The organism is Rhodocyclus purpureus, from assembly GCF_016653115.1.
Lineage (GTDB): Bacteria > Pseudomonadota > Gammaproteobacteria > Burkholderiales > Rhodocyclaceae > Rhodocyclus > Rhodocyclus purpureus.
This window is the reverse complement of the sequence record NZ_NHRX01000008.1, coordinates 34,094-55,238: the sequence shown is the minus strand read 5'-3', so window position 1 is coordinate 55,238 and position 21,145 is coordinate 34,094. Positions and strand designations below refer to the sequence as shown.

27 protein-coding genes are annotated in these 21,145 nt (G+C 66.5%); 4 read left to right on the top strand and 23 right to left on the bottom strand.

The features are described 5' to 3' along the window. Positions 1 to 24 precede the first annotated feature (24 nt). Together CCR84_RS00840 and CCR84_RS00835 are read left to right on the top strand one after the other, a co-directional pair. Positions 25 to 1,188: a trypsin-like peptidase domain-containing protein gene (locus CCR84_RS00840; protein WP_201209040.1), complete on the top strand. Its 1,164-nt coding sequence runs from the start codon at positions 25 to 27 to the stop codon at positions 1,186 to 1,188. Positions 1,189 to 1,237: 49 nt separating this feature from the next. Further along, positions 1,238 to 2,131 carry a class II glutamine amidotransferase gene (locus CCR84_RS00835; RefSeq protein WP_201209050.1) on the top strand — a complete coding sequence of 298 codons (894 nt, stop codon included), beginning with the start codon at positions 1,238 to 1,240 and terminating at the stop codon, positions 2,129 to 2,131. Positions 2,132 to 2,409: 278 nt separating this feature from the next. On the opposite strand, the gene tatC is transcribed toward CCR84_RS00835, so the two are convergent. The 10 genes from tatC to hisB all read right to left on the bottom strand — a co-directional run bounded on the left by tatC (position 2,410) and on the right by hisB (position 7,937). Then, positions 2,410 to 3,153 carry a twin-arginine translocase subunit TatC gene (tatC, locus tag CCR84_RS00830; RefSeq protein ID WP_201209049.1) on the bottom strand — a complete coding sequence of 248 codons (744 nt, stop codon included), beginning with the start codon at positions 3,151 to 3,153 and terminating at the stop codon, positions 2,410 to 2,412. Positions 3,154 to 3,172: 19 nt separating this feature from the next. Beyond that, positions 3,173 to 3,646: a Sec-independent protein translocase protein TatB gene (gene tatB / locus CCR84_RS00825; RefSeq protein ID WP_201209039.1), complete on the bottom strand. Its 474-nt coding sequence runs from the start codon at positions 3,644 to 3,646 to the stop codon at positions 3,173 to 3,175. A gap of 145 nt (positions 3,647 to 3,791) precedes the next feature. Beyond that, on the bottom strand, positions 3,792 to 4,028 hold the full coding sequence (tatA, locus tag CCR84_RS00820) for a Sec-independent protein translocase subunit TatA (protein ID WP_201209038.1): 237 nt from the start codon (positions 4,026 to 4,028) through the stop codon (positions 3,792 to 3,794). Between the two features lie 11 nt (positions 4,029 to 4,039). Beyond that, positions 4,040 to 4,390 (bottom strand): histidine triad nucleotide-binding protein, encoded by a 351-nt coding sequence (locus CCR84_RS00815; protein WP_201209037.1) that lies wholly within the window; start codon positions 4,388 to 4,390, stop codon positions 4,040 to 4,042. A gap of 3 nt (positions 4,391 to 4,393) precedes the next feature. After that, the gene (locus tag CCR84_RS00810) at positions 4,394 to 4,714 is read right to left on the bottom strand and encodes a phosphoribosyl-ATP diphosphatase (protein ID WP_201209036.1); all 321 of its coding nucleotides are present in this window, start codon (positions 4,712 to 4,714) and stop codon (positions 4,394 to 4,396) included. Then, a complete protein-coding gene (hisI, locus tag CCR84_RS00805) occupies positions 4,711 to 5,118 on the bottom strand; it encodes a phosphoribosyl-AMP cyclohydrolase (RefSeq protein ID WP_201209035.1) in 408 nt (135 codons plus the stop codon). The genes CCR84_RS00810 and hisI overlap by 4 nt, the downstream gene beginning before the upstream one ends. Further along, entirely contained in the window at positions 5,115 to 5,876 is a 762-nt protein-coding gene (hisF, locus tag CCR84_RS00800) for an imidazole glycerol phosphate synthase subunit HisF (protein ID WP_201209034.1), read from the bottom strand. Before hisF ends, hisI begins: the two co-directional genes overlap by 4 nt. Before the next feature lie 29 nt (positions 5,877 to 5,905). Next, positions 5,906 to 6,649: a 1-(5-phosphoribosyl)-5-[(5-phosphoribosylamino)methylideneamino]imidazole-4-carboxamide isomerase gene (gene hisA / locus CCR84_RS00795; protein ID WP_201209033.1), complete on the bottom strand. Its 744-nt coding sequence runs from the start codon at positions 6,647 to 6,649 to the stop codon at positions 5,906 to 5,908. Positions 6,650 to 6,707: 58 nt separating this feature from the next. Beyond that, the gene (hisH, locus tag CCR84_RS00790; RefSeq protein WP_201209032.1) at positions 6,708 to 7,352 is read right to left on the bottom strand and encodes an imidazole glycerol phosphate synthase subunit HisH; all 645 of its coding nucleotides are present in this window, start codon (positions 7,350 to 7,352) and stop codon (positions 6,708 to 6,710) included. After that, on the bottom strand, positions 7,353 to 7,937 hold the full coding sequence (hisB, locus tag CCR84_RS00785) for an imidazoleglycerol-phosphate dehydratase HisB (RefSeq protein ID WP_201209031.1): 585 nt from the start codon (positions 7,935 to 7,937) through the stop codon (positions 7,353 to 7,355). Positions 7,938 to 8,011: 74 nt separating this feature from the next. Between hisB and hisC the strand changes: the two genes are divergently transcribed. Further along, the gene (gene hisC, locus CCR84_RS00780; protein WP_201209030.1) at positions 8,012 to 9,094 is read left to right on the top strand and encodes a histidinol-phosphate transaminase; all 1,083 of its coding nucleotides are present in this window, start codon (positions 8,012 to 8,014) and stop codon (positions 9,092 to 9,094) included. Next, a complete protein-coding gene (locus CCR84_RS00775; RefSeq protein ID WP_338052536.1) occupies positions 9,091 to 9,786 on the top strand; it encodes a nitroreductase in 696 nt (231 codons plus the stop codon). Before hisC ends, CCR84_RS00775 begins: the two co-directional genes overlap by 4 nt. Positions 9,787 to 9,831: 45 nt before the next feature. On the opposite strand, the gene hisD is transcribed toward CCR84_RS00775, so the two are convergent. The 13 genes from hisD to CCR84_RS00710 all read right to left on the bottom strand — a co-directional run bounded on the left by hisD (position 9,832) and on the right by CCR84_RS00710 (position 20,710). Continuing rightward, the gene (gene hisD / locus CCR84_RS00770; protein ID WP_201209029.1) at positions 9,832 to 11,130 is read right to left on the bottom strand and encodes a histidinol dehydrogenase; all 1,299 of its coding nucleotides are present in this window, start codon (positions 11,128 to 11,130) and stop codon (positions 9,832 to 9,834) included. Then, positions 11,127 to 11,771 carry an ATP phosphoribosyltransferase gene (hisG, locus tag CCR84_RS00765; protein WP_201209028.1) on the bottom strand — a complete coding sequence of 215 codons (645 nt, stop codon included), beginning with the start codon at positions 11,769 to 11,771 and terminating at the stop codon, positions 11,127 to 11,129. The genes hisD and hisG overlap by 4 nt, the downstream gene beginning before the upstream one ends. A gap of 68 nt (positions 11,772 to 11,839) precedes the next feature. Then, on the bottom strand, positions 11,840 to 13,090 hold the full coding sequence (murA, locus tag CCR84_RS00760; protein ID WP_201209027.1) for a UDP-N-acetylglucosamine 1-carboxyvinyltransferase: 1,251 nt from the start codon (positions 13,088 to 13,090) through the stop codon (positions 11,840 to 11,842). Then, positions 13,083 to 13,328, bottom strand: coding sequence for a BolA family protein (locus CCR84_RS00755; protein ID WP_201209026.1), 246 nt, complete (start codon positions 13,326 to 13,328; stop codon positions 13,083 to 13,085). The genes murA and CCR84_RS00755 overlap by 8 nt, the downstream gene beginning before the upstream one ends. Before the next feature lie 2 nt (positions 13,329 to 13,330). Then, positions 13,331 to 14,095, bottom strand: a complete 765-nt coding sequence (locus tag CCR84_RS00750; RefSeq protein WP_201209025.1) for an ABC transporter permease — start codon at positions 14,093 to 14,095, stop codon at positions 13,331 to 13,333. After that, complete coding sequence (locus tag CCR84_RS00745) at positions 14,092 to 15,003, bottom strand: ABC transporter ATP-binding protein (protein WP_420825375.1); 912 nt, start codon at positions 15,001 to 15,003, stop codon at positions 14,092 to 14,094. Before CCR84_RS00745 ends, CCR84_RS00750 begins: the two co-directional genes overlap by 4 nt. A 35-nt stretch (positions 15,004 to 15,038) precedes the next feature. After that, positions 15,039 to 15,323: an STAS domain-containing protein gene (locus CCR84_RS00740; RefSeq protein WP_201209024.1), complete on the bottom strand. Its 285-nt coding sequence runs from the start codon at positions 15,321 to 15,323 to the stop codon at positions 15,039 to 15,041. Continuing rightward, complete coding sequence (locus tag CCR84_RS00735) at positions 15,320 to 15,967, bottom strand: MlaC/ttg2D family ABC transporter substrate-binding protein (protein ID WP_201209023.1); 648 nt, start codon at positions 15,965 to 15,967, stop codon at positions 15,320 to 15,322. The genes CCR84_RS00740 and CCR84_RS00735 overlap by 4 nt, the downstream gene beginning before the upstream one ends. Positions 15,968 to 16,025: 58 nt before the next feature. Next, positions 16,026 to 16,754, bottom strand: a complete 729-nt coding sequence (locus CCR84_RS00730; RefSeq protein ID WP_201209022.1) for an MlaA family lipoprotein — start codon at positions 16,752 to 16,754, stop codon at positions 16,026 to 16,028. Positions 16,755 to 16,774: 20 nt separating this feature from the next. Further along, a complete protein-coding gene (gene mlaD, locus CCR84_RS00725; protein ID WP_201209021.1) occupies positions 16,775 to 17,245 on the bottom strand; it encodes an outer membrane lipid asymmetry maintenance protein MlaD in 471 nt (156 codons plus the stop codon). Further along, positions 17,245 to 18,039 carry a lipid asymmetry maintenance ABC transporter permease subunit MlaE gene (gene mlaE / locus CCR84_RS00720; protein WP_201209020.1) on the bottom strand — a complete coding sequence of 265 codons (795 nt, stop codon included), beginning with the start codon at positions 18,037 to 18,039 and terminating at the stop codon, positions 17,245 to 17,247. The genes mlaD and mlaE overlap by 1 nt, the downstream gene beginning before the upstream one ends. Beyond that, positions 18,032 to 18,844 carry an ATP-binding cassette domain-containing protein gene (locus CCR84_RS00715; RefSeq protein ID WP_201209019.1) on the bottom strand — a complete coding sequence of 271 codons (813 nt, stop codon included), beginning with the start codon at positions 18,842 to 18,844 and terminating at the stop codon, positions 18,032 to 18,034. The genes mlaE and CCR84_RS00715 overlap by 8 nt, the downstream gene beginning before the upstream one ends. Positions 18,845 to 18,895: 51 nt before the next feature. Then, complete coding sequence (locus CCR84_RS00710) at positions 18,896 to 20,710, bottom strand: sensor domain-containing diguanylate cyclase (RefSeq protein WP_201209018.1); 1,815 nt, start codon at positions 20,708 to 20,710, stop codon at positions 18,896 to 18,898. Positions 20,711 to 21,145 lie beyond the last annotated feature (435 nt).

Sequence of the window (21,145 nt, the reverse complement as noted above, 5' to 3'; positions counted from 1 at the left end):
TCCCTTCCCTTGCGGTATGACCCGATGCGCAGGCTCTGGCTGATCTTTGCACAGGCGACGACGATCGCGCTGGCGATCTTCTTCGTCGTCGGCGCGCTGCGCCCCGACTGGGTGGGCCGCCGCGGCGACGTCGCCGGCACGCCGCCACCCGCCGTCGGCGAGGCGGCCAGCGCGGCAGCATCGTACCGCGAAGCGGCGAACAAGGCACTGCCGTCGGTCGTGCATGTGTTCACCAGCAAGAAGATGAAGCTGCCGAAGCACCCGCTCTTCGACGACCCGGTCTTCCGCCATTTCTTCGGCGATCGGCCCGATGACGAGGCGCGCAGCGCAGGCCTCGGATCGGGTGTCATCGTCAGCAGCGACGGCTACGTGCTGACCAACTATCACGTCGTCGAGGCGGCCGACCAGATCGAGGTCGCGCTCAACGACGGAAGCACCTTCCGCGCGCGCCTCGTCGGCAGCGACCCGGACACCGACCTCGCCGTGCTGCACGTCGATACCGGCCACGGCGGCAAGGAGCCCCGGCTGCCGGCGATCAGCTTCGGCCGCCCCGAGGACGTCCATGTCGGCGACGTCGCGCTGGCCATCGGCAACCCCTTCGGCGTCGGCCAGACGATGACCATGGGCATCGTCTCGGCACTCGGCCGCTCGCATCTGGGCATCAACACCTTCGAAAACTTCATCCAGACCGACGCGGCGATCAATCCGGGCAACTCCGGCGGCGCGCTGATCGACAGCAGCGGGGCGCTGATCGGCATCAACACTGCGATCTACTCGCGCTCGGGCGGCTCGCTCGGCATCGGCTTCGCCATTCCCGTGGCGACCGCCAAGGACGTGATGGAACAGATCATCCAGCACGGCTCGGTGACGCGTGGCTGGGTCGGCGTCGAGGCACAGGAGATCACCGGCGAACTCGCCGAGTCCTTCGGGCTGCCCAACGCCGACGGCGCGCTGATCGCCGGCGTCCAGCGTGGCAGTCCGGCCGAACAGGCCGGCGTCCGCCCCGGCGACATCCTGCTCTCCATCGCCGGCAAGCCGGTCAAGGATCCGCAGGCCATGCTCGACCTGATCGCTGCGCAAAAACCGGGCAGCCACATCGGCTTCAAGTTGCGCCGCCAGCAGCAGCTGATCGACCTGGACATCAAGGTCGGCAGGCGCTCAACCAACCTGCGGCGCGACGCCGAGTGAGGCGCGGCGCTCCAGCGCGTGCATCATCAACTTTCCGGAGGAAACCAAAATCTGCGAACTGCTGGGAATGAACTGCAACACGCCGACCGACATCTGCTTCTCGTTCGCGGGTTTTCAGCAGCGCGGCGGCGCCACCTCGGTGCATGCCGACGGCTGGGGGATCGCCTTCTTCGAGGGCGTCGGCGCGCGTGTCTTCCTCGACCCGCAGCCCTCCTTCCGTTCGCCGGTCGCCGAACTGGTGCGCAACTACCCGATCCGCTCGAAGAACGTGATCGCGCACATCCGCAAGGCGACGCACGGGCGCATCGCACTCGAGAACACGCACCCGTTCATGCGCGAACTGTGGGGCCGTTACTGGATCTTCGCGCACAACGGCGCGGTACCCGGATTCGGGCAGGTCAACCACGACGCGCCGGCCTTCTGCGCCACGACGGAGGCAGCGGCACAGGTGTTCAACGACGGCAGCGGCCCGCAGCCGGTCGGCGACACCGACAGCGAGGCGGTCTTCTGCTGGCTGCTGCGCCAGTTGCGGCAGCGTTTCGGCGCCACCCCGCCGGCGCGCGACGAGCTGTTCTCCACCCTGCACGAACTGACGCTCAAGGTGGGCGCGAGCGGCGAGTTCAACTACCTGCTGTCCAACGGTGACTGGCTGTTCGCACACTGCTCGCGCAAGCTCGCCTTCGTCGTGCGCAAGGCGCCGTTCGCAGTCGCGCACCTGGCCGACGAGGACGTGAGCGTGGACTTCGCCGAGCTGACGACGCCGAGCGACCGCGTCGCCGTCATCGCGACGACGCCGCTCACCGACAACGAGGAATGGACGACGATGCCGCCCGGCAGCCTGTGGCTGTTCGAGGAAGGCGTTCCGGTGGCGCAAGCCCCGACCGTTCCCGCGCCGCCGCGCAAGGAAGAGACGGGGTCAGCCGCCGTCGCGTCGGCTGCTTGATGCATGGGCGGTGTTCCATTCGGGCCTTACGGCCCTCCCACGGCAGTTCCGTAGATCGGGGTAACGTGAAACGTGGAACAATTTCGTGAAACATCGGCCGAACTGATCTGCCGAAGCCGTCGCGATCAGCAGCCAGTCAACCGGATTGCCACGGCGCTACGCGCCTCGCAATGACGGCAGCGAATGGCTGCGTTTCATGCAGAGGGGTGGCACGACTCGCCATGATCGTTGGCGCAGCGTGACCCGACGAATCACGGTGACGGCGCCTTGTCCGCCTCTTACGCCTGATCCGCATCTCCCGCCTGCGGCGCGCGTCCGGTGACGCGCGCCAGCAGCAGGCCGAGTTCGAACAAGAGGCAGAGCGGCACCGCCAGCATCAGCTGCGAGATGACGTCCGGCGGCGTGAAGATGGCGCCGATGACGAAGGCGCCGACGATCACGTAGGGACGCCACGCGCGCAGCTTCTCGAGTTCGACGATGCCGGTACGGACGAGGACGATCACGACCACCGGCACCTCGAAGGCGGCACCGAAGGCGACGAAGCTGGTGAGGACGAAGGACAGGTACTTGTCGATGTCGGTCATCCAGGCGACCCCTTCCGGCGCGACCTTGGCCATGAAGGTGAACACGGTCGGGAAGACCAGGAAGTAGGCAAAGGCCATTCCGGTGAAGAAGAGCAGGACGCTGGCGAAGACCAGCGGCAGCGCCAGCTTCTTCTCGTGCGTATACAGCCCCGGCGCGACGAAGGCCCAGGCCTGGTAGAGGACGACCGGGAGCGCGATGAGCAGCGCGGTCATCAGCGTCACCTTCATCGGCACCAGGAAGACGCCGATCACGTCGGTGGCGATCATCTGGCCGCCGCTCGGCAGCACCTCGAGCAGCGGCTGGGCGACCAGCGTGTAGATTTCCTTGGACCACGGGAACAGGCAGAGGAAGACGACGAAGACCGCGAGCAGCGCCCGGATCAAGCGGTTGCGCAGTTCGATCAGGTGGCTGAGGAAGCTTTCCTCGCCGACGCCCATTCCCGTTCCCGTACTCATGTCAGGCCTTCGGCTTGTCGGCGCTGACCGTGGCGTCGGCCGCTGCCGGGGTATGCGAAGTTCCCGCCGAGGACGCCAGCGCCGCCAGCGCGGCCGCCACTGCCGGCGGTGCGGAAACCGGCGCATCGTGCGCCGCGACAGCCTCCGCGCCTGCCGAGGGCGCGGCAGCCAGCGTCGCCACCGACTGGTTCAAGGAATCACGGGTCTCTTCGAGCGAACGCTGCACGCCCGACACCTCGCTGGAGAGGCTGGTCTCGAGCTTGCGTGCCGACTCGGCGAGTTCGGCCTGCAGCCGACGAAGTTCCTCGAGTTGCATCTCGCGGTTGATGTCGGCCTTGACGCTGCTCACGTAGCGCTGCACCCGTCCGAGCAGATGGCCGGCAGTCCGCGCCAGATGCGGCAGACGTTGCGGACCGACGACGATCAAGGCCACGATGGCGATGAGCATCAGCTCGGAAAAGGCGATGTCGAACATGGGATGAGGAAGGGACGGAAAAGGAGGACACGCGCAGGGAGGCAGCGATGTCGGTGGCGAGCCGTAGCTCCCGACGCAGTCGGAAGCAGCAACCCGCCCCGGCGGAAAACCTCACTCCTGCCGCCGGCGCTGCAGCCGGCGACGCTCAGGAGCGCGTCTTTTCGCGGACCTCGCCTTCGATGGTCTGGCCGCTCGTCACCTGCTGCGGCGGCGCGGCGGGGGTTGCGGGTTTCTCTTCATCGGCGGCGTCCTTCATGCCTTCCTTGAAGCCCTTCACCGCACCGCCCAAATCCTGGCCGATGTTGCGCAGCTTCTTGGTGCCGAAGATGAGCATGATGATGACGAGAACGATCAACCAGTGCCAGATGCTGAAAGAGCCCATGGTTTGCCTCCCTAGATTCGTTTGAGCATCGGGCCGACGGGATCGTTCCCGCCGACGACGTGTGCGTGCAGGTGTCCGACTTCCTGCCCGCCGACATAGCCGGTATTGATGATGACGCGGAAACCGTCCGGGCTGCCGTTTTCCGCAGCGAGCTGGTGGGCGACCGCGAGCAGGCGACCGAGGGTCGGCTCGTCGGCAGCAGTCACGGTCGCCAGCGAAGCGATGTGCCGCTTCGGGACGACCAGGAGGTGCAGCGGACGCTGCGGGTGGATGTCGTGGAAGGCAAAGACCTCGTCGTCCTCATAGACCTTGCGCGACGGAATCTCGCCGCGGACGATGCGGCAGAAAAGGCAGTCCTCCATCGCTCAGGCGCTCCGCGACTTCTTCTCGTCGATCCCGGAAATTCCCTCGCGGCGGCGCATTTCCTGCAGCACGTCCTCGATCGACAGGCCGTAGAAGGCGAGCAGCACCATGATGTGGTAGAGGACGTCGGTCGACTCGCGGACGATGTGCAGGCGGCTGCCTTCCTTGCCGGCCATGATCAGCTCGGCACATTCCTCGCCGATCTTCTTCAGGATCAGGTCGGGGCCCTTGGCCATCAACTGCGCCGTGTAGGAAGACTCGGGGTCGGCGTGGCGACGCGAGGTGAGCGTCTCGGAGAGGCGGTGCAGCAGGTCGATGTTCATTTTTGGTAGATATCCTTCGGGTCTTTCAGAACCGGATCGACGGCCAGCCAGCGCTCGCCTTCGAGCCGGTAGAAGAAGCAGCTTTCGCGGCCGGTGTGGCAGGCAATGCCACCCTGCTGTTCGACGAAGAGCAGGAGCGCGTCACCGTCGCAGTCGGTGCGGATGTCGCGGATGAGCTGGGCGTGACCGGATTCCTCGCCCTTGCGCCAGAAGCGCTGGCGCGAGCGCGACCAGTATACCGCGCGACCACAACGCAGCGTCTCGGCCAGCGACTCCCGGTTCATGTACGCCAGCGTGAGCACGCGACCGCTGCCGACTTCCTGCGTGATCGCGGGGATCAGCCCGTCGGCGTCCCACTTCAGCGCGTCGAGCCAGGGGCGTTGCGGATCGAGGTCGTGGCTCACAGGCGCACCTCGATGCCGCGCGCGCGCATGTATTCCTTGGCCTGACGCACGGTATATTCGCCGAAATGGAAGATCGACGCAGCCAGCACCGCATCGGCGCGCCCTTCGCTGACGCCGTCGGCGAGATGCTGCAGGTTGCCGACACCGCCGCTGGCGATCACCGGGATGTCCACCGCGTCGGCGACCGCGCGCGTCAGCGCCAGGTCGAAACCGTTGCGCGCGCCGTCGCGGTCCATGCTGGTGAGCAGGATCTCGCCGGCGCCGAGTTCCTGCACGCGCTTCGCCCAGGCGATCGCGTCGAGTTCGGTACGGTTCCTGCCGCCGTGGGTGAACACCGCCCACTCGTCGGGGCCGACCTGCTTGGCGTCGATGGCGACGACGATGCACTGCGAGCCGACCTTGGCCGAGGCTTCGGCGACGAGGTCGGGATTCTGCACCGCCGCGGTATTGATGCTCACCTTGTCGGCACCGGCGTTGAGCAGGCGGCGCACGTCGCCGATGACGCGAACGCCGCCGCCGACCGTCAGCGGGATGAACACCTCTGCCGCGCAGGCCTCGATCACCGAGAGGATGATGTCACGCTGGTCGGAAGACGCCGTGATGTCGAGGAAGGTGATCTCGTCGGCGCCCTGCTCGTCGTAGCGGCGCGCGACCTCGACCGGATCACCGGCGTCGCGCAGGTTGATGAAGTTGGTGCCCTTGACGACGCGACCGGCGGTGACGTCGAGGCAGGGAATGATGCGTTTAGCCAGCGCCAAAGCGAAAACCCGTTCTGCCCTGGAAGGCCTTAGTTGGCGCCGAGGCGGTCAGCTTCCGCCTGCGCCGCAGCGAAGTCGAGCGAGCCGTCGTAGATGGCGCGACCGGCGATGGCACCGACGACGCCGTCTTCCTCGACCGCGCACAGCGCGGCGATGTCGGCGATCGACGAGAGGCCGCCGCTGGCATAGACCGGGATGCGCAGCGCCTGCGCGAGCTTCACCGTCGCCTCGATGTTGACGCCGGAGAGCATGCCGTCGCGGCCGATGTCGGTGTAGATGATGCCCTCGACGCCGTAGTCCTCGTACTTCTTGGCCAGGTCGATGACGTCGTGGCGGGTCAGCTTCGACCAGCCGTCGACCGCGACCTTGCCGTCGCGCGCGTCGAGGCCGACGATGATGTGTCCGGGGAAGGCGCCGCAGGCGTCGTGCAGGAAGCCGGGATTCTTCACCGCCGCCGTGCCGATGATCACGTAGCTGATCCCGGCGTCGAGCGCGCGCTCGATGGTGTCGAGGTCGCGGATGCCGCCGCCCAGCTGGACCGGGATCTCGTCACCGACCGCCGCCAGGATCTCGCGGATCGCCGCCTTGTTCTTCGGCTGTCCGGCGAAGGCGCCGTCGAGGTCGACCACGTGCAGGCGGCGCGCGCCCTGGTCGAGCCAGTGCTGCGCTTGCGCACCGGGCGAATTGGAGAAAACGGTAGCGTCGTCCATCAAGCCCTGCTTGAGGCGGACGCATTGGCCACCCTTCAGGTCAATCGCGGGAATGATCAGCATTTTTGCCGGAACGTGAGAGAGAAATGGGAAAAAGGATTGGGGACGGCGCCGCCGCGACTCAAGGCGACCAGCGAATGAAATTCGCCAGCAGGGCGAGCCCTGCGTGTGCGCTCTTTTCCGGATGGAATTGGACGGCGAAGATATTATCCCGGGCTACCGCACTGGTAAAGGGGATGCCGTAGTCGGTCGTGCCGGCGACGATCGAGCGATCGGCCGGGTCCACATAATAGCTGTGCACGAAATAGAAGCGCTCGCCGTCGGCGATACCCTGCCACAGCGGATGCTCGGGCGCGCTGTGGCGCACTTCGTTCCAGCCCATGTGCGGCACCTTCAGGCGCGCACCGTCGGCTGCGACCATGCGCTCGCCGGGGAAGCGGCGGACCTGGCCGGCGAAGACGCCGAGCCCGGCGACGTCACCCTCCTCGCTGTGTTCGAACAGCATCTGCTGGCCGATGCAGATGCCGAGGAAGGGCTTGTTCCTGGCGGCGTCGAGCAGTACCGGCCGCAGGCCGCGCGCGTCGAGTTCGCGCATGCAGTCGGGCATCGCGCCCTGCCCCGGAAAGACGACGCGTTCGGCAGCGGCAACCACCTGCGGGTCGCTGGTCACCTGCACCTCGCGTCCTTCGGCGACGTGCGCCACGGCCTGCCAGACCGAGCGCAGGTTGCCCATGCCGTAGTCGATGACGGCGATCGATCCGGCCATCTACAGCGCTCCCTTGGTCGAGGGGATGCGGTCGCAGCGCGGGTCGGGCTCGCAGGCCTGGCGCAGCGCGCGCCCGAAGGCCTTGAACACCGTCTCCGCCTGGTGATGGGCGTTGAGGCCGCGCAGGTTGTCGATATGCACGGTGATCTGCGCGTGATTGACGAGGCCCTGGAAGAACTCGCGTACCAGGTCGACATCGAAGGCACCGATCTGCGCGCGCGTGAACTCGACTTCGAAGACGAGTCCCGGCCGGCCGGACAGGTCGATGACCACGCGCGTCAGCGCTTCGTCGAGCGGCACGTAGGCGTGACCGTAGCGACGCAATCCCTTCTTGTCGCCGAGCGCGCGCGCCAGCGCCTGGCCGACGCTGATGCCGATATCCTCGACCGTATGATGATCGTCGATGTGCAGGTCGCCAACCGCGTTGACGTCGAGATCGATCAGCCCGTGGCGGGCGATCTGGTCGAGCATGTGATCGAGGAAGGGAACGCCGGTCGCGAACCGGCCCTGCCCGGTTCCGTCGAGGTCGAGCTTGACCGCAACCTGCGTCTCGAGAGTATTGCGAGTGATTTCAACCTGCCGCATGGTGAGCGTCACGAAGATGGGAACGGACGGGCATGATACCATTCCGCGCTTCGTTCTCTGCCCCGAATCAGCGCATGAGCCAATACTGGAGCGCCACCGTCCGCGGCCTCACCCCCTACGTTCCCGGCGAACAGCCGAAGCTCGACAATCTCGTCAAGCTCAACACCAACGAGAACCCCTACCCGCCGAGCCCGCGCGCGGTCGCGGCGATCGCCGGCGAGCTCGGCGGCGACGGCGCCGCGCTGCGCCTCTACCCCGACCCGAACGGCGACCGTCTGAAGGCGGCGGTAGCCGACTTCTTCGCCGGGCACGCGATCAGGCCGGCCAACGTCTTCGTCGGCAACAGCTCGGACGAGGTGCTCGCGCACGTCTTCCAGGGACTCCTGAAGCACGAGCGGCCGATCCTGTTCCCCGACATCACCTACAGCTTCTACCCGGTCTATTGCGGGCTGTACGGGATCGAGCACGTCGCGTTGCCGCTCGCCGACGATTTCTCCATCGTCGCCGACGACTACCTGCGCGCCAACGGCGGCATCATCTTCCCGAACCCGAACGCGCCGACCGGACGCCTGCTGCCGCTCGCGGCGATCGAGCAGGTCGTCGCCGGCAACCCGGATTCGGTCGTCGTCGTCGACGAAGCCTACATCGACTTCGCCGCCGCCGAGGTGCCGAGCGCGGTCGCGCTGGTCGCACGCTACCCGAACCTGCTGGTGGTGCAGACGCTGTCGAAGTCGCGCTCGCTGGCCGGACTGCGCGTCGGCTTCGCCGTCGGCCACCCGCAGCTGATCGAGGCGCTCGAACGCGTCAAGAACAGCTTCAATTCCTACCCGCTCGACCGCCTGGCGCTTGCCGGCGCCGTCGCCGCGCTCGACGACCGTGAACACTACGACGCGACGCGCAGCGCGGTGATGGCCACCCGCGCACAACTCGTCGCCGACCTGGAGCAGCTCGGCTTCGCGGTGGTCCCGTCGGCAGCGAACTTCGTCTTCGCCCGCCATGCACGGCGCGATGCCGGCGAACTCGCGGCGGCACTGCGCGCGCGCGCGATCATCGTCCGCCACTTCCGCCTGCCGCGCATCGACCAGCACCTGCGCATCACCGTCGGCACCGACGAACAGTGCGCCGCCCTCATCAACGCCCTGAAGGAAATCCTGTGACGCAGCCAGACCCCATCGCCATCGCCCACGTCGACCACGCCATCCGCTCGCGGCATTCGATGCGCCGCTACCTGCCGACGCCGGTGCCGCAGGCGCTGGTCGAGGAACTTCTGGCGCTCGCCGCGCGCGCACCGTCCGGAACCAACGTGCAGCCGTGGAAGGTGTACGCGCTCGCCGGCGCAGAAAAGGCGAAGCTGTCGGCGGCGATCGTCGAGAAGTTCGAGACGGTCGGCATGGACGGCCGTGAATTCGACTACTACCCGAAGGAATGGGCCGAGCCCTGGCTGTCGCGCCGGCGCAAGGTCGGTTTCGGCCTCTACGGCCTGCTCGGCATCGCCAAGGACGACAAGGAAGGAATGAAGCGGCAGACCGCGCGCAACTTCAGCTTCTTCGACGCGCCGGTCGGCCTCATCTTCACGCTCGACCGCAAGCTCGGCGAAGGCATGTTCCTCGACTACGGCATGTTCATGGGCAACCTGATGACCGCCGCGCGCGCACGCGGGCTCGACACCTGCGCGCAGGCCGCCTTCGCCGACTACCACCAGACCATCCGCACCGTGCTCGGCATCCCCGAGAACGAACTCATCGTCTGCGGCATGGCGCTCGGCTACGCCGACCCCGACGCAGTGGAGAACCAGCTGGTTTCCGAGCGCGAACCGGTCGCCGGCTTCACCAGCTTCCGCGGCTTCTGAGCCGATATTGAAACCTTGCAGGCGGCACCGCCGCCTGCAAGGAAATCAGTCGAGTCGGTACTGCGCCGAGCGCGCGTGCGCGCTCAGGCCCTCGCCTTCGGCCAGGGTCGCGGCGATCTTGCCGAGCTTCTGCGCGCCCTCGCGCGAGACGCGGATCAGGCTGCTGCGTTTCTGGAAGTCATAGACGCCGAGCGGCGACGAGAAGCGTGCGCTGCCCGAGGTCGGCAGCACGTGGTTCGGTCCGGCACAGTAGTCGCCAAGCGATTCCGAGGTGTAGCGGCCGATGAAGATGGCGCCGGCGTGGCGGATCTTCGGCAGCCAGGCCTCGGCGTCGGCGACCGAGAGTTCGAGGTGCTCGGGGGCGATGCGGTTGGCGAGCGCACAAGCCTCGTCGAGGTCGCGCACCTGGATCAGGGCACCACGGTTCTCGAGCGCGGCACGGATCACCGCCTGCCGCGGCATGGTCGGCAGCAGCCGTTCGATGGCCTCGGTGACGCGGTCGAGGTAGGCGGCGTCGGGGCAGACCAGGATCGACTGCGCGAGTTCGTCGTGCTCGGCCTGCGAGAAGAGGTCCATCGCCACCCAGTCGGGATCGGTCTGGCCGTCGCAGACGACGAGGATCTCGGAAGGACCGGCGACCATGTCGATGCCGACGACGCCGAAGACGCGGCGCTTGGCGGCAGCGACCCAGGCGTTGCCGGGGCCGACGATCTTGTCCACCTGCGGCACCGTCTGCGTGCCGTAGGCGAGCGCGCCGACCGCCTGCGCGCCCCCGACGGTGAACACGCGGTCGACACCGGCGAGCGCGGCGGCGGCGAGCACCAGCGCGTTCTTCTCGCCGCCCGGCGTCGGCACGACCATGATCAGCTCGCGCACGCCAGCAACGCGCGCCGGAATCGCGTTCATCAGCACCGACGACGGATAGGCCGCCTTGCCGCCAGGGACGTAGAGGCCGACGCGGTCGAGCGGCGTCACCTGCTGGCCGAGCAGCGTGCCGTCGGCTTCCTCGTACTGCCAGCCCTGGAGCGGCTGCCGCTCGTGGTAGCTACGCACGCGCGCGGCGGCCGCTTCGAGCGCGGCGCGCTGCTCGTCTGGCAGTCCGGCGAGCGCCGCCTGCAGGGCGGACGCGGGCAGTTCGAGTTCGGCCAGCGAGGTTGCAGCGAGGCGATCGAAGCGGTTGGTGTACTCGACCACGGCGGCGTCGCCGCGGCTTTTCACGTCGGCGAGGATGGCCGCGACCGCGCGGTCAACAGATTCGTCCTGCGCGCCCTCGAAGGCGAGCAGCGCGTCGAGGCGCTCGCGGAAGTCGGTGTCGGCGGAAGAGAAGCGCTTGATGGCAATCATGCTTGGACGGCCCTGGCAAAGGCGTCGAGGATCGGCGTCAGGCGCTCGCGCTTCAGCTTCAGCGCAGCCTGGTTCACGATCAGACGCGAGGAGATGTCGAGGATGTGTTCGACTGCGACGAGCTTGTTGGCCTTGAGCGTTCCACCCGAGGAGACCAGGTCGACGATCGCGTCGGCAAGACCGGCGAGCGGCGCCAGTTCCATCGAACCGTAGAGCTTGATCAGGTCGACATGCACGCCCTTGGCGGCGAAGTGTTCGCGCGCCGTGGTGAGGTACTTGGTCGCCACCTTGAGCCGGGCGCCCTGGCGGACGGCGTTCTCGTAATCGAAGCCCTCGGGCACCGCGACCATCATCCGGCAGCGCGCGATGTTGAGGTCGAGCGGCTGGTACAGACCCTCGCCGCCGTGTTCGATGAGCACGTCGCGACCGGCGACGCCGAGGTCGGCGGCACCGTACTGAACGTAGGTCGGCACGTCCGAGGCGCGCACGACGACGACGCGCACGTCGTCGCGGTTGGTCGGGATGATCAGCTTGCGCGAGGTTTCCGGGTTTTCCTGCGGGACGATCCCGGCGGCGGCCAGGAGCGGCAGCGTTTCCTCGAAGATGCGGCCCTTGGAAAGGGCGATGGTGATGCCGTCCACGGCGTCTTCCTGCTCGGTAAAGACGCCGATTTTACCGCGGGACGGCACGAATCGTACCGTTTCCCCTGTCAATGAACGCGGCGGACGCTGGCGCCGAGCCGGGAGAGCTTCTCCTCGATCCGCTCGTAGCCGCGGTCGAGGTGGTAAATGCGCTCGATCAGCGTCTCGCCCTGCGCGGCGAGGCCGGCGATGACCAGACTCGCAGAGGCGCGCAGGTCGGTCGCCATCACCGTCGCGCCGTTCAGCCGTGGGGCGCCGGTGACGACCGCGTTGTTGGCGTCGATGCGGATGTCGGCACCGAGGCGGATCAGCTCGACCGCGTGCATGAAGCGATTCTCGAAGATGGTCTCGCGGATCACCGCCGATCCTTCGGCGACGCAGTTGATGGCCATGAACTGCGCCTGCATGTCCGTCGGGAAAGCCGGATACGGCGCCGTGCGCAGGCTCACCGCCTTCAGCCGCTGGGGCGCCCTGAGTACGATCGCGTCGCGTTCGGTGTCGATCTCGCAGCCGGCGTCGAGCAGCTTGTCGACGACGACGTCGAGGTAGGACGAGGAGGTGCGCGTCAGCCGCACCTGGCCACCGGTCGCCGCCGCCGCGCACAGGTAGGTGCCGGTCTCGATGCGGTCGGGCATGATCGAGTGCGTCGCGCCGGACAAGCGCTCGACACCGTGGATGCGGATCACGTCCGAACCGGCGCCGGAAATGCGCGCGCCCATCGCCGACAGGCAGTTGGCGAGGTCGACCACTTCCGGCTCGCGCGCGGCGTTCTCGATCACCGTCTCACCCTCGGCGAGCACCGCGGCCATCATCAGGTTCTCGGTGCCGGTCACGGTCACCATGTCGGTGACGATGCGCGCGCCCTTGAGTTTGCCGCGCGCGATGACGTAGCCCTCCTCGACGCGGATCTCCGCGCCCATCGCGCGCAAGCCCTTGATGTGCTGGTCGACCGGACGCGCGCCGATGGCGCAACCGCCGGGCAGCGACACCTTGGCCTCGCCGAAGCGTGCGAGCAGGGGCCCGAGCACGAGGATCGATGCGCGCATGGTCTTGACCATGTCGTAGGGGGCGACCGGGTTGTGCAGCGCGCGGCTGTCGAGCACGAGCCCGTCGGCGCCGTCGAGAGTCACCTCGACGCCCATCTGCGCGAGGAGGCGCAGCATGGTCGAGATGTCGTTCAAGTGCGGCACGTTGGCGAGCGTGAGCGGCTCGGCCGAGAGCAGGCTGGCACAGAGGATCGGCAGCGCCGCATTCTTGGCGCCGGAGATGGCGACTTCACCCTTGAGCGGCGTTCCGCCCTGGATCAGGAGCTTATCCACGCCGGGCGCTCCACTCTTCGGGAGTCAGGGTCTGCATCGACAGCGCGTGGAGTTCGCCGCTGTCGAAGTGGGCACGCAGGATGCCGTTCACCAGTTGCTGGCGACCGACGCGGCTCTTGCCGGCAAATTCGACGGCGACGATCAGCGCCTCGAAGTGCTGTCCGTCGCCCTTCACCTCGACCTCGGCGCCGGGCAGGCCGGCGACGATCAAGGCACGGACTTGTTCGGGGTGCATCATGTTCAGTTCCTCAGCTTGAAACCGCTGCGCAGCATGGCCAGCGCAATGCCGGCGACGACGACGAAGCAGAAAGCGACGACGGCGAGGCTCTGTTCCGGCGGCGCGTCGGAAGCGCCGAAGAAACCGTAGCGGAAACCGTCGATCATGTAGAAGACGGGGTTGAAATGCGATACCTGCCGCCAGAAGTCCGGCAGCGCAGCGATCGAATAGAAAACGCCGGAGAGCATGGTCAGCGGCATGATCAGGAAGTTCTGGAAGCCGGCGAGCTGGTCGAACTTCTCGGCCCAGATGCCGCCGATGACGCCGAGCGAACCCATGATGCCGCCACCGAGGACGGTGAAGGCGAGGATCCAGGCGACGCCGCCCGCGTCGAGGTTGGTGAAACCATCGAGCGCGAAGGGCACCGTCGCTGCCAGCACGCCGACGCCGACGACGAGCCCGCGCACGACCGAGGCGCCGACAAAGGCCGCAAACATCTCGACGTAGGAAATCGGCGGCAGCAGGACGAAGACGATGCTGCCGGTCACCTTCGACTGGATCAGGCTCGACGAACTGTTGGCGAAGGCGTTCTGCAGCACCGACATCATCACCAGGCCGGGAATCAGGAAGGCCGTGTAGGGGACGCCATGCACCACCTTTCCGTCGAGCACGTTGGCGAAGATCAGGAGATAGAGCATCGCGTTGATCACCGGCGCGGCGACGGTCTGGAAGCCCACCTTCCAGAAGCGCAGCACTTCCTTCCTGAACAGCGTCGCCATCCCGCTCATGGTTTGCCCCCTGTCTCGCGCATCAGGCCGAGGAAGACCTCCTCGAGGTCGGCCTGCTGCAGGCGGACATCGTCGACCCGGCAACCGGCGAGTCGCAGCGTCGCCAGCAGGGGCTCGATCTCGTCACAGTCGGCAAGACGGAAGCGCCAGCCGTCACCGTCTTCATGCGCGCGTTCGCGCAAGCCCTCGGGCAGCGACGCGCCGGGGGCGAGGCGCACGCTGAGCGAGCGCCCCGAATGGCGTGCGAGCAGGTTGGCGGTGGTGTCGAGCGCGACCACCTTGCCCTGCTTCAACATCGCGATGCGGCCACACAGGGCTTCCGCCTCTTCGAGATAGTGCGTGGTCAGGATCACCGTCGTCCCTTCGCGGTTGAGCCGCGAGACGAAGGCCCACAGGCCCTGGCGCAACTCGACGTCGACGCCGGCGGTCGGCTCGTCGAGGACGATCACCGGCGGCTTGTGCACCAGCGCCTGCGCCACGAGGACGCGCCGCTTCATGCCGCCGGAGAGCCTGCGCATGTTGGTGTCGGCCTTGCCGGTCAGGTCGAGTTCGGCGAGGATCTCGTCGATCCAGTCATCGTTGTTGCGGATGCCGAAGTAGCCCGACTGCAGACGCAAGGTCTCGCGCACGCTGAAGAAGGGGTCGAAGACGAGTTCCTGCGGCACGACGCCGAGCAGGCGGCGCGCGTTGCGGTAATCGCTGACGACATCGTGCCCGAGTACCGACAGGTGGCCGGCGTCGGGACGAGCGAGGCCCGCCAGACAGGAGATCAGCGTCGTCTTGCCGGCGCCGTTGGGCCCCAGCAGACCGAAGAATTCGCCGCGCTCGATGTCGAGCGAGACACCGTCGAGCGCGCGCAGCGAGGCAAAGCGCTTCTCGACTTGACGGATGGAAACTGCGACGGCGATGACGCCCTCCGCTGGAAAGTGGATGCGCCCGCCGTTCAGGCGAGCGGCAGGAATTCGGAAACGCCGTAGAGATCGGCGAGGCTGAGGAGGCTGGCCGGCGGATTGGCGACGCGCAGCGAGCCGCCGTTCGCCTGTGCGCTGCGCGCCCAGGCAAAGACCAGGGTCAGGGCAGCAGAATCGGCCTCGGCGACCGACTCGAGGTCGAACAGCGTCTCCCCGCCGGCGGCGAGACGCGAACGCCCCGCTTCGAGCAGGGCGCGTGCGTTGCCGATCACCATCGGCACGGTGACGCGCAAACGGTCGTCGGACTGCTCGATCATTTCTTGGCTGCGGGCTTGCCGGTATCGGCTTCGAGCTTGCGGTTCTTGTCCACCAGCATCTTGATCAGGCCGTCGACGCCGGAAGCGCTCACTTCCTGACGGAAGGTTTCACGGTAGTTGGTGACGAGGCTGATGCCGCCGACGATCACGTCGAAAACCTTCCAGCCGTCGGCGCCTTTCTCGAGCGCGTAGTCGAGCTCGATCGGCTTGCTGCCCGGCTGCACGACTTCGGTCCTGACGATGACATCGCTGTCACTGTCGGCCGCCTTGAACGGCTTATACACGATCTTCTGGTCGCGATACGCGGTCACCGAATTGGCGTAGGTATGCACCAGCAGCTTGCGGAACTCGTCGGCCAGTTGCTTCTGCTGCTCGGGAGTCGCCTTCTTCCAGTCGCGGCCGACGGCGAGCCGGGTCATGCGCATGAAGTCGAAGTGCGGCAGCACCTTGGTGTCGACGAGCTCGATCGCCTTCCTGGTGTTGCCGTTCTGCAACTCGCGGTCGGCGCGGACGATGGTCAGCACTTCCTCGGTGACGCGCTTGACCAGCGCATCGGGAGCGAGCTCGGCGGCGACGACCGGAGCGGCGGCGACCAGGGAAAGGCCGATACAGAATGAGGCGAGACGCGCAAACAGGGACTTCATGGATGACTTCCGTCGGACAGCAATAGGGGAAAAGACCTGGAACGAGGAACAGCGCCGGCTATTCGTCATCGTCCTCGTAGCTCGGCAACTGGGTCGCCCCGTCGCGGATCTGGGATTGCCGGTGTTGCAGGTAGGCGTCACGGATATAGCTGTACTTGTCGATGGCGGCCTCATCGACCACCTTGTCCGCCGGCAGCATGCTGGCGCGGACATCGATGAAACGAATGCCGCCCAGGCTGTTGCGCAGCGGAACGGCATCGAGCCCCCAGACCATGTCGGTCCAGCTGTCGACGGCAAAACCGAAGGTGTCGCGCGTCGTCCGCGGTCCGATGATCGGCCAGAAGAAGAACGGCCCGTCATCGACGCCCCAGACCGCAAGGGTCTGGCCGAAGTCTTCCGAATGTTTGGCGAGACCCATTTCGCTGGCGACGTCGAAAGCGCCGCCGATGCCGAGCACGGTGTTGATGAGGACGCGCCCGGCGTCGCTGCCGGCCGCCCCCGGCTTGCCCTGCAGCAGATTGTTCAAGGCCGTCCATGCATCGTACAGGTTGCCGAAGAAGTTGCCGACGGCCGCCTTGACCGGCAGGGGCGCCGCCTCGTCGTAACCCTTGGCGACCGGCTTGACGACTTCGTCGATGCCCTCGTTCACCTGGAACATCACGCGATTGAAGCCTTCAAAGGGATCTTTCGGGTTGTCGGCTGCAGCCGGGGCGCTGATGCCGGCGAGCGAAACGGCGAGCAGCAGCGGCGCGTACCAGCGCCCTCCCCGCCTCGTCTGCTTTTTCACGGAATCACCTTTTCTCGCATTCACTTCTGTTCCGCCCCTTCCGACGCCTTGTTGAAGAGGAACTGGCTGATCAGCTTCTCCAACACGACCGCCGACTGCGTCTTCGCGATCACGTCGCCCGCGGCCAGCATCCTGTCGTCGCCACCGACGTCGAGACCGACGTACTGCTCACCGAGCAAACCGGAAGTCAGGATCGACGCGAAGGTATCCTTCGGAAACTGGTAGCGACTCTCCAGTTTGAGTGCAACGACCGCCTGATAGTTCTCGGGATCGAAACGAATGTCGGCGACCCGACCGACGACGACGCCGGCACTCTTTACCGGGGCCCGCACCTTCAGGCCGCCGATGTTATCAAACTTGGCCTGAACCACGTAGGTCTCGGCAAAGTTGGCGGAGGACATGTTGCCGACCTTGAGCGCCAGGAAGAGGAAGGCGGCGATGCCGATGGCAACGAAGATACCGACCCACAGGTCGATCAGTTTGCGGTTCATCAAAGTCCCCGGAACATGAACGAGGTCAACACAAAATCGAGGGCGAGGATGGCCAGCGCCGAGGTGACGACGGTGCGCGTGATGGCGCGCGAGACGCCTTCGGCGGTCGGCACCGAATCGTAGCCTTCGAATACGGCGATCAACGCGACGGCGACGCCGAAGACGAAGCTCTTGATCACGCCATTCAGGATGTCGAGGCGGAAATCGACCGAGGCCTGCATCTGCGACCAGAAGGCGCCCTCGTCGACGCCGATGAAGACGACGCCGATCAGGTAGCCACCGAAGATGCCCATCGCCGAGAACAGTGCCGCCAGGATCGGCATCGAGATGACGCCGCCCCAGAAGCGCGGCGCGACCACGCGCGCGATCGGATTCACCGCCATCATGTCCATCGCCGTCAGCTGCTCGGTCGCCTTCATCAGGCCGATTTCGGCGGTCACCGACGACCCGGCGCGCGACGCGAAGAGCAGCGCCGCCACCACCGGACCGAGTTCGCGCGTCAGCGACAGCGCGACCAGGATGCCGAGCGCCTCGGACGAACCGTAGCGCTGCAGCGTCTCGTAGCCCTGCAGGCCGAGCACCAGTCCGACGAACAGGCCGGAGACGGAAATGATCAGGAGCGAGAGGACACCCGAGAAATAGACCTCGCGCACGGTCAGGAACGGGCGGCGGAAGGACTGCCCGGAGAAGAGCAGCAGGGTGAAGAAGAAGCGCGTCGCGAAACCGAGGCGGATGAACTTCTCGTTCAGGCGATGGCCGAGCTGCTCGACCAGATCGAGGAGCCCCCTAGCCATTGCCCACCCCGCGCAGCAACTCCTGGCCGAAGGACGGCGCGGCGACGTGGAAAGGCACCGGACCGTCGGCCTCGGCGTTGACGAACTGATGCACGAAGGGGTCCTGCGAGGCGCGGATCTCGTCCGGTGTCCCCTGCGCGACGACGCGTCCGGCCGACATGAAGTAGATGTAATCGACGATCATCAGCGACTCGTGGATGTCGTGCGTGACCATGATCGAGGTCGCGCCGAGCGCATCGTTGAGCTTCCGGATCAACTGGCCGATGATGCCGAGCGAAATCGGGTCGAGACCGGTGAAGGGCTCGTCGTACATGATCAGCATCGGGTCGAGCGCGATGGCGCGGGCCAGCGCAACGCGCCGCGCCATGCCGCCGGAGAGCTCGCCCGGCATCCGCGCATGCGCGCCGCGCAGGCCGACCGCGTTGAGCTTCATCAGCGTCATGTCGCGGATCAGCTCTTCCGGAAGATCGGTGTGCTCGCGCAACTGGAAGGCGACGTTGTCGAACACCGAGACGTCGGTGAACAGCGCGCCGAACTGGAACAGCATGCCCATGCGCCGGCGCAGCGCATACAGTTCCTCGTGCCCCATGCGATCGACGGCGCGACCGTCGACCTGAACGCTGCCGCGCGTCGGCTTCAACTGCCCGCCGATCAGGCGCAGTAGCGTCGTCTTGCCGCAGCCCGAGCCGCCCATGATGGCGACCACCTTGCCCCGCGGAATCTCCATGTTGATTCCGTCGAGGATCGGCCGTTCATCGTAGGCAAAGCTGAGGTCGCTGATCTTGACGAGATTGTCGTCGGGCACCGGGGCGTTCCGAGAAGCAAAACAGCCGGAGATTATACCCCACGCGGCGGCTCACGCCGCCTGGCAGAGGACGTTGCGTCCTGACGACTTGGCCGCGTAAAGCGCGTCATCGGCGCGCTTGAGCCAGGAATCCAGGGTTTCGGGTGGCTGGTACTCGGCCAGGCCGCAGCTCACCGTCACGCAGCCGACGTCCGTGAATTCCCAGCCCGCGATCAGGGCGCGCAGCTTTTCAGCCAGGCTCGCCGCCTCGTTCGCCCCGCAGTGCGGCATCACCACCGCGAACTCTTCGCCCCCCCAGCGCGCGAGCACGTCGGTCGAACGCAGATTGCGCTGCAGCAGCCGGGTCAGCGCGACCAGGACCTGGTCGCCGACCTGGTGTCCATGGCGATCGTTGATCGACTTGAAATGGTCGAGGTCGAACAGGAGCAGCGAGAGCTGCTGCCCGTAGCGCAGCGCCTGCTTGATCTCGGCAGCGATGACCTGCTGGAAGTGGCGGCGATTCCAGGTGCCGGTGAGCGGATCGGTGGTGGCAAGTTGCTTGAGCTCGGCGTTGGCGGCCTGCAACGCAAGGTTGGCGTCGATGATCGCCTCCCGCGCCTGTTCGAGCTCGCGTTCGTGCAGCTTCTGCTGCGTGATGTCCTCGACCAGCGCCAGATGGCAGCAACGCCCTTCCGCCTCGATGTTGAGCGGCGCGAAGGTGACACGCATCCAGGCCTCCTGCCCTTGCCGCAGGTGACGCTGGTCGATGCGGAAGGATTCGATCGGCGCACTCCGGCTCCACGGCCGCGGCAACTCGTCCGGGCGGACGAGGCGCGACCAGTCGAGCTGTGCCAGGTCGTCCCGAGTGAAGCCGCAGATCGTGGCAAAGCGCTCGTTGGCTTCGAGGACACGGCCGCCGAGCGGGTCGACCAGCGCGATGCCGAGCGGCGACTGCTCGAAGACGGCCCTGAACTTCATCTCGGAGCGCGACACCCGCGCCATCGCATCGACGATCCGCTCTTTCGTCGCCGTGAGTTCGGCGGTCCGTCGCGCCACCTTGGATTCGAGTTCGGCATTGAGCGCACGATAACGCTGTTCGCTGTCGCGCAACTCGTGCTCGGTACGCTTGAGTTCGTTGGTGTCGGTGACGAGGCAACTGTAGCCGGCAGGAGCGCCGGCGGCGTCGCGCACGAGCACGAAGGCGACCTGGGCATGGCTCAGCGTTCCGTCGCGGCGCACATAGCGTTTGACCAGGATGGCATTTGCATCGCCGCCGGCCAGCAGGTCGGCGAACAAGGATTGCTGGCGCGCCCAGTCCTCGGGGGTGGTGAATTCGCCCAGGTGCCGGCCGAGCAGTGCCTCACGCGGATGGCCGACGATCTGGCAGTAGCGCTCGTTCACGTAGGTCAGCCTGCATTCCAGATCGGCCTCGGCGGTACCGGCGAGCCCCTGCGCGACCAGGGCACCGAGCCGTCGCTCGCTGAATTCGCGGGCAGCGCTGTTCGCCTGCTCCTGCTGCACGCGCTCGCTGGTCTCCTCGACCAGCGCCATGAAACGAAGAGCGCCGTCGCTGTCGAGCGCAGAGACGCTCAGGCGCCACCAGGCACTGCAGCCGTCGGCGCGCAGGTAATGCTTGTCGATCTGAAAGCTGGCGATCGTACCGGCCGCGAGTTGCGCCATCCGCTCCTGCTGGAGCGGCAGGTCTTCGGGATGCGTCAGGCGGCGCCAGTCGAACCCGGCCAGGGCCTCCTCGCTGAGACCGACGATCGCCGCAAAGCGCGGATTGACCGCAAGGAAGCGACCACTCTTCGCGTCGACCACGGCCATCCCGAGCGGCGAGCGCTCGAAGATACGGCGGAACTGGTTTTCGGACAGGGATCGCATCATCCTTAAAACCTCTTTTCAGCCACGAAAAACACGAAAGCCACGAAACAAAACATAGGGTTGCGGTCGTTCAGTATCTGACCCATCGGGTTGTTTCCACTCTGCGTCGAACCCCATGAACGATTTCGTGTTTTTCGTGCATTTCGTGGCCAACTGCTTTTTTCAGGATCATGCTTCGCTCGGGAACACGCTCGGGGACGACGGCAGCAACTGGCGTGCGCACGAGCACTCACCACCGATGCCATCATGCCAAATCCGAAACCAGGACGATAGCATAATATGCAGACATGGGCGGCGGCGCACGAGAAACGTTCGCGCGGCAGCACACTCGTGAGGGAGGGCCTGAAGGCCCGAAGCAGGCAGGGAAAGGCAGTGGGCCACGAAATGCACGAAAAACCTGGCACGTGGTTCGACGCCGGACGGCCATGAGCCGATGGC

Excerpts from the sequence above, each read along its gene's own strand:
- mlaE (WP_201209020.1), bottom strand. The coding sequence starts at position 18,039 with ATGGCTAGGGGGCTCCTCGATCTGGTCGAGCAGCTCGGCCATCGCCTG.
- tatC (WP_201209049.1), bottom strand. The coding sequence starts at position 3,153 with ATGGGCGTCGGCGAGGAAAGCTTCCTCAGCCACCTGATCGAACTGCGC.
- hisB (WP_201209031.1), bottom strand. The coding sequence starts at position 7,937 with ATGCGGCAGGTTGAAATCACTCGCAATACTCTCGAGACGCAGGTTGCG.
- hisD (WP_201209029.1), bottom strand. The coding sequence starts at position 11,130 with ATGATTGCCATCAAGCGCTTCTCTTCCGCCGACACCGACTTCCGCGAG.
- CCR84_RS00740 (WP_201209024.1), bottom strand. The coding sequence starts at position 15,323 with ATGATCGAGCAGTCCGACGACCGTTTGCGCGTCACCGTGCCGATGGTG.
- CCR84_RS00750 (WP_201209025.1), bottom strand. The coding sequence starts at position 14,095 with ATGAGCGGGATGGCGACGCTGTTCAGGAAGGAAGTGCTGCGCTTCTGG.
- mlaD (WP_201209021.1), bottom strand. The coding sequence starts at position 17,245 with ATGAACCGCAAACTGATCGACCTGTGGGTCGGTATCTTCGTTGCCATC.
- CCR84_RS00815 (WP_201209037.1), bottom strand. The coding sequence starts at position 4,390 with ATGGAGGACTGCCTTTTCTGCCGCATCGTCCGCGGCGAGATTCCGTCG.
- hisH (WP_201209032.1), bottom strand. The coding sequence starts at position 7,352 with ATGGCCGGATCGATCGCCGTCATCGACTACGGCATGGGCAACCTGCGC.
- tatA (WP_201209038.1), bottom strand. The coding sequence starts at position 4,028 with ATGGGCTCTTTCAGCATCTGGCACTGGTTGATCGTTCTCGTCATCATC.
- hisA (WP_201209033.1), bottom strand. The coding sequence starts at position 6,649 with ATGCTGATCATTCCCGCGATTGACCTGAAGGGTGGCCAATGCGTCCGC.
- CCR84_RS00710 (WP_201209018.1), bottom strand. The coding sequence starts at position 20,710 with ATGATGCGATCCCTGTCCGAAAACCAGTTCCGCCGTATCTTCGAGCGC.
- CCR84_RS00755 (WP_201209026.1), bottom strand. The coding sequence starts at position 13,328 with ATGATGCACCCCGAACAAGTCCGTGCCTTGATCGTCGCCGGCCTGCCC.
- hisC (WP_201209030.1), top strand. The coding sequence starts at position 8,012 with ATGAGCCAATACTGGAGCGCCACCGTCCGCGGCCTCACCCCCTACGTT.
- tatB (WP_201209039.1), bottom strand. The coding sequence starts at position 3,646 with ATGTTCGACATCGCCTTTTCCGAGCTGATGCTCATCGCCATCGTGGCC.
- CCR84_RS00840 (WP_201209040.1), top strand. The coding sequence starts at position 25 with ATGCGCAGGCTCTGGCTGATCTTTGCACAGGCGACGACGATCGCGCTG.
- CCR84_RS00735 (WP_201209023.1), bottom strand. The coding sequence starts at position 15,967 with ATGAAGTCCCTGTTTGCGCGTCTCGCCTCATTCTGTATCGGCCTTTCC.
- CCR84_RS00810 (WP_201209036.1), bottom strand. The coding sequence starts at position 4,714 with ATGAACATCGACCTGCTGCACCGCCTCTCCGAGACGCTCACCTCGCGT.